We start from the raw sequence: 5969 nt of genomic DNA on the forward strand, positions 1-5969 counted from the left end.
CTCCAGGGTGTGGGCGGTGTAAACCTGGTCTTGGAAATTTTCCGTGGAGGACACCAATTGCCCCAGGCCATCCACCAATTTTCTCAGGTTGTTACGAAAGGCTGGATCGCCAGTTAATTGCTCCACATCGCTGGTGATTTTTTGGGCATTTTCAAAGGTAAGTCGGGCCGCATCCAGGGTTTGCTGGAGGGTCAGCATCAGGGTGGGGTCATTGAGGTCGGCGGAAATTTGCCGGATATTATTGCTGGTGACAGCCGCATTTTCCATCAGCAGGGCCAAATCGTTGGTTACTTTTTGGGCATCGATCGCCGCTAGGCCATGGTTGACGGTGGCGACGGCGGTTTGGATTTCTCGACCGATGGCCTGGAGGTCCCGGTTGGTAGTTTCAATGCTTTTCAGGGTGAGATTGACCTGGGCCCGGTTTTCTCCCACCAGTTGATTGAGGTTAACCATTAATAGGGAAGCTTCTTCGATGGTACGGTTGATGTGGTCTTGGTTGGTCAGCACCACTTGATTAACTCGACTGGTTAACAGGGAAGCGTTATCGGCGGCTTTGGCGATCGCCTCGGAAGTACGGCCAAAACCCCGCACCTGTTGATTAGCGGTTTTGCTGAGGGCGGTAATTTCAGCGCTCATGGTGGCAATGCGGGCCGCGGCCAGGTTGGCACTTTTCACGGTGGCGTTAATGTCGGCCACAAATTGCGGCTCACTATAGGCCTGGGCTAAACGAGCCATGCTGTTGGTTAATTGAGTCCCCGCTTGCCCCTTCAACTCGTCGCCATTGCAAAGAATTTTGCCACTTTCGGGACAGTCGGCGCTAAGGGGGTCTAAGGCCAGGGCCGCATCGGACAATTGGCGATCTGGAATCATATCAATGGCCGCTTCCCCCAATAAACCGTAGCGACTGATTTCCACCTGCACATCGGCGGGGATACGCAATTGGGTGGAACTAATCTCTAACTGGGCCAAAATTCCGTTACTGCCGGGGATTAATTTAGCTACCCGACCCACGGGCACTCCCCGATAACGCACTGCCCCCCCCACCTGGAGCCCACTGGCATCGCCAAATTGTACCAACACTTCATAGCCTGGATTGCCAAAACCGCCCCCCCGTAACCATAGGACAATACCACCAATAATAAATAGTCCCAACAGGGCAAACAGACCAACGGATCCTTCTTTGATGGTGCGGGGTCTGAGCATACGCAATGTCTCAATAGGGCCGAAAAATAAAGCGATTTGCCTAGGGGGGGAGGAGTTCCTTGCCGGGAGGAACGTTTAAAAAGTTAGACCAGCCCACCATCGCCTCTTTTTCTAGGAAACGGTCAGGGGCCAACGGGTTCCCCCATCTTACCGCCGTATTGGTTAATCCAAAATGCGAATGGGACCATCCACTTTGGCTTCAAAGAATTGCCGCACCAAGGGGTTATCGGTCTGGTCGATGGCACTGACTGGCCCCTGCCATTGGATTTTGCCGTCGTAGAGCAACACCACCCGATCCGCTGTCCGGCGAATGGTACTTTCCTGATGGCTAACCATAATATAGGTTCCACAACCTTCCGGAGATTTTTGTAAGCGCCGCACTAAGTCTTCAATGACGGTGGAGGCGATCGGGTCTAAACCGGCGGTGGGTTCATCGTACAAAATCACCTCTGGATTGTCCTCCGGTTGATGGGGATTGGACATGATCGCCCGGGCAAAGCTAACCCGTTTACGCATCCCCCCCGATAGTTGGGCTGGATAGTAATCTTCAATGCCCGTTAACCCCACCAGGGCTAGTTTGTGGGCCACCTGCTCCCGGATGACTTCCCTGGATAGGGAGGAATGCTCCAGCAAGAAAAAGCCGACATTTTCCGCCACTGTCAGGGAATCAAACAGGGCTGACTGTTGAAACACCAGGGCGATGCGGATGCGCTCATTGTCGTCCTCCACCAAGCCCCGACGGGGTTCCGCTTTGATTAGCACCTGCCCATTATCCGGTGGCAATAGTCCGGCGATGATCCGCAAAATGGTTGATTTCCCGGTGCCTGACGGGCCAATCACCACTAATGCTTCCCCCGGATAGAGGTCTAAATCCACATTGTCCAAAATTTGGCGATCGCCAAAGGATTTACTAATGCCCCGGAGTTGAATAAGGGGTTCCGTCATTTTGGATAATCCCGCCAAAGCCCTAATCCACCCGCTCCAACTGCCAGAGAATTTGGTTCCCTTCCCTTCTCACTCTAGAAACAACCCAGTTGCGCCATGACCAATGATCCCCCCGGCTGGTGACAGCACTGGGGTTAATATCCATCAAATCTGCCAACTCTGAACTGGTGATTAAATACCCCTGCTTAGCAATTTCTTCGGCAGCCCGGAGGGTTTCTACTAAATTACGCACCTGGAGAATGCGTTCTTCCCTCGATAACAGATACTCTTCCACATTGTTGACAATATTTTCCATAGCAATGCCTGTAAATAACACTCCAAGAGCGATCTAGAACCATATTCAGGGGAATTTTCCCTTCCACATCTTAACTAGTTTCCCGAAAACAGATGCTCAAATAAAACACTTTTTGCTTTTCTTGGCTGAACCCAGCGAAAATCAGGGGTTTCATTAGAAGGAGGACAAACGAAAATAATTTACTTTTATTCATAGTTTCCCATGGTCAACTCCACCTAAGGGATGGCTATAATGGACAGGCCAAAAAGTCCCTACCCTGGGCTTTGTCGTGGAAATATCGTTCATTTCGCCCCTAATTGCTGTGTTGCACCATAATTTCCGCCTCTTTTGCCTAACTTTACTAGCCTGTTTGTCTGGTTTTGCCCCCCATGCCCTAGCCCAAAATGTCACTGCGGCGAACGATGGCACTGGCACCACCGTTGATACCCAGGGTAATCAATTCAATATTGGCGGCGGTAGTTTGTCAGGAGATGGGCAAAATTTATTCCACAGTTTGCAACAATTTGGTTTGGATCAAAATCAGATTGCCAATTTTTTATCCAACCCCGATATTCGCAATATTCTCACCAGGATAGTGGGGGGCGACGTTTCGATTATTAATGGTCTCATTCAGGTAAGCGGGGGCAATGCCAATCTATTTTTGATGAATCCGGCCGGCATGATTTTTGGACCCAATGCCAGCATCAATGTGCCTGGGGACTTTGTGGTTACCACCGGTTCGGCGATCGGTTTTGGCAATGATCAATGGTTCCAGGCGATCGCCGACAATGACTATGGGGCGCTAGTGGGTAGTCCGACCCAATTTGCCTTTGATTTAGCGAACCCCGGTTTAATTATTAATGCGGGGGATTTGTCGGTAACGGAGGGCAAAAATCTCGCCTTTTTGGCGGGCAATGTGGTTAACACTGGTTCGTTGACAGCCCCTGGGGGCAATATTACTGTCGCTGCAGTACCAGGGCAAAATCGTATTCGCATTTCCCAGCCTGGTAGTTTGTTGAGCTTGGAAGTGGAAGTTTCTCCCCAGATGAATCAGGGGGGATCTTTTTCCGTGTTGGATCTGCCCACCCTATTAACCCAGGGAGCAGGCAATCTCGATTTGGGTTTAGCAGTACAAGCTGATGGTACCGTGACCCAAAATTCCACGGACACGATGGTTTCCCCCCTACCCGGTTCCGTCACTGTGTCGGGCACCATTGATGCTAGTAATACAAATTCTGTTCTCACCCCTGGTGGGCAAGTGGCGATCGTTGGCGATCAAATAGCACTACAAGGAGCGGCGATAGATGTTTCTGGTAATGGTGGTGGCGGCACGGTGCGCATTGGTGGAGACTTCCAAGGACAACCTTCCCTCCCTACCGCAATCCAAACAGTGGTGGATAAAAATTCGGTAATTAAAGCCGATGGTCTACTCACAGGGGATGGGGGCACCGTAATTGTCTGGGCCGATGACTCTACCCGTTTTGGCGGTGCCATTTCAGCCCAGGGGGGAACCATGGGAGGAGACGGTGGCTTGGTGGAAACCTCCGGTGCCAAAAATTTAAGGGTGGATGACACTGCTAGGGTGAACACCTTATCCACCATGGGGGAAACCGGCACTTGGTTGTTGGATCCGGAGGAATTGATTGTTGGTCTTGTCAATAACCCCGGTGCTGAACCAAGCTTAATTTCTGCTTCAACCGTTCAAGGCAATCTAGTCTCAAGCAATGTTGTTCTCCAGGCAGATAAATCCATAGCTGTTATTCAGCGAATATTTCCCACAGGTTCGTCAAATAATCTTACTTTTGATTCACCCTTAATAACCTTAGATGAACGGGTCTCTATCGGAGACGGTTCAATCACTTTTACTAATACTGGCCCTATTAATACTGGCAATACACTAGTTACCTCATCTATCAACGATTTAAATTTTGAGGACAATGTTGAGCTGAATGCCAACACAACGTTTAGCGCACCAGGCTACGAAGTTGTTTTCTTTGACCCTGTAAATGGCAACTTTGACTTATTAGTCGAAGCAGATGGCATCATTTTTTTTGACGGAGCCGGCACCACTACTCCCCTGAAAAGTATTGGTGTTAGCATCACCGCTACCACAGGTTTCAATTCTGGTAAAGCCATCTTTGTACAGGATGATATCCTTACCCAGGGAGATCAAGTTTTCGACGGGCAATTCTTTGCATCTGGATTGAACATGGAGTTTAATCCGATGATTAATTTGACGAGTAGTGCAGGCTCAGTGATTTTCACCGGGGATATTACTCTGACAGATGTAGCATTTAAAGTACAGGCCGCCCAAAATATAATTAGTCCCTCCACTTCTGACCTCCGGTTTTCTAGCCTTACAACAGTATCTGAAGTACTGCTTGATGCCGGGCAAAATGTTTCTTTCGGGAATATCAATACCAGTGGTGGAAATTTAGATATACAAGCTTTGGGCAATATTTCTACCGGATCAATAGTTACATCTTCATTTGCCGTACCTGGAGGAGAAATATTTCTCAATGCTGGTGGAAATCTTACGACTGGTTACCTAGAAACAGTAGGAACTGATGGAGGGAACGTCACTCTATTGTCAGGCGGCGATACCAATACCAGTTACATCGATGCTCGGGGAATTGGAGATGATGCGGGAGTAGGAAGCCTAAGCCTGGGGGGAATCATAGGGAGCCTAAACCTGGGGGGAGAAGTTGTAATCAAAAGTAAAGGAGATATTACCACTGCTTTTATTGATACTGGAGCTTATTCAGAGGAAATTCCAAATGAAGGTACAGGGGGAAATGTTTTTCTCACAGCGGACGGTAATATCACAACAAATTATATATTTACCGCTGGTAAAAATGGGGGTGATATTTTCTTTCAAGCCGGTGAAAATGTAGATATTATCGATTATTTAGATACCTTTGGAAGTGAAACTAGTGGAGATGTATATGTTGAGACACCGCTGGATATTTCAATTGGTTCCTACATATTCACTGGAGGGAATGGGGTACCCGGGAATGTGTTCCTGCAGGCGGGGGGAGATATTTCCACTAGCTACATAGATACTTCAGCGGCCAATGGTGGTGATATTTTTATTCAGTCAGGGGGAGACATTGAAGTTAGTTATTTATTCACCCAAGGGAATGAGGGAACAGGAGGGGACATCTATATTGAGGCTGCTCGTTATTTTCGGGCGATCGATGGCTTCTTTATTGGCCCAGAAGGGCCTTTTAGTATCTACACCGCTGGCGCCACAGCTGATGGAGGTGGAGATGTCTACATTCAATTTGGCGGAACTGAACCTTTCATCGTCGGTAATCCCATTACCAATGGAACCCTGGGGGCAATTAGTTCGGGAGACGACAATACTGTGCAAATTGGCACACCGCCAATTTTTGATACCTTTACTCTGGGCAATATAACTATAACTACTGATTCTGAGCCGGAACCTGAACCCGAGCCGGAACCCGAACCCGAGCCGGAACCTGAACCCGAGCCGGAACCCGAACCCGAGCCGGAACCTGAACCCTGTCTCTAATACACATCTCCA

General features: G+C 49.0%; 4 protein-coding genes. 1 reads left to right on the top strand and 3 read right to left on the bottom strand.

The window, feature by feature from the left end:
• The 3 genes from IQ219_RS15925 to IQ219_RS15935 all read right to left on the bottom strand — a co-directional run.
• The coding region (locus IQ219_RS15925; protein WP_194073254.1) for an MlaD family protein at window positions 1-1203 on the bottom strand (1203 nt) is incomplete at its 3' end.
• Window positions 1204-1365: 162 nt separating this feature from the next.
• A complete protein-coding gene (locus IQ219_RS15930; RefSeq protein WP_190599643.1) occupies window positions 1366-2148 on the bottom strand; it encodes an ABC transporter ATP-binding protein in 783 nt (260 codons plus the stop codon).
• Window positions 2149-2170: 22 nt separating this feature from the next.
• Window positions 2171-2443: a hypothetical protein gene (locus IQ219_RS15935; RefSeq protein WP_041425911.1), complete on the bottom strand. Its 273-nt coding sequence runs from the start codon at window positions 2441-2443 to the stop codon at window positions 2171-2173.
• A gap of 301 nt (window positions 2444-2744) precedes the next feature.
• Between IQ219_RS15935 and IQ219_RS15940 the strand changes: the two genes are divergently transcribed.
• Window positions 2745-5957 (top strand): filamentous hemagglutinin N-terminal domain-containing protein, encoded by a 3213-nt coding sequence (locus IQ219_RS15940; RefSeq protein ID WP_368667622.1) that lies wholly within the window; start codon window positions 2745-2747, stop codon window positions 5955-5957.
• The last annotated feature ends 12 nt before the right edge of the window (window positions 5958-5969 follow it).

Origin of the sequence: Synechocystis sp. LEGE 06083 (genome assembly GCF_015207725.1) — a bacterium.
GTDB classification, from domain to species: Bacteria; Cyanobacteriota; Cyanobacteriia; order Cyanobacteriales; family Microcystaceae; genus Synechocystis; species Synechocystis salina.

Excerpts from the sequence above, each read along its gene's own strand:
- IQ219_RS15930 (WP_190599643.1), bottom strand. The coding sequence starts at position 2,148 with ATGACGGAACCCCTTATTCAACTCCGGGGCATTAGTAAATCCTTTGGC.
- IQ219_RS15935 (WP_041425911.1), bottom strand. The coding sequence starts at position 2,443 with ATGGAAAATATTGTCAACAATGTGGAAGAGTATCTGTTATCGAGGGAA.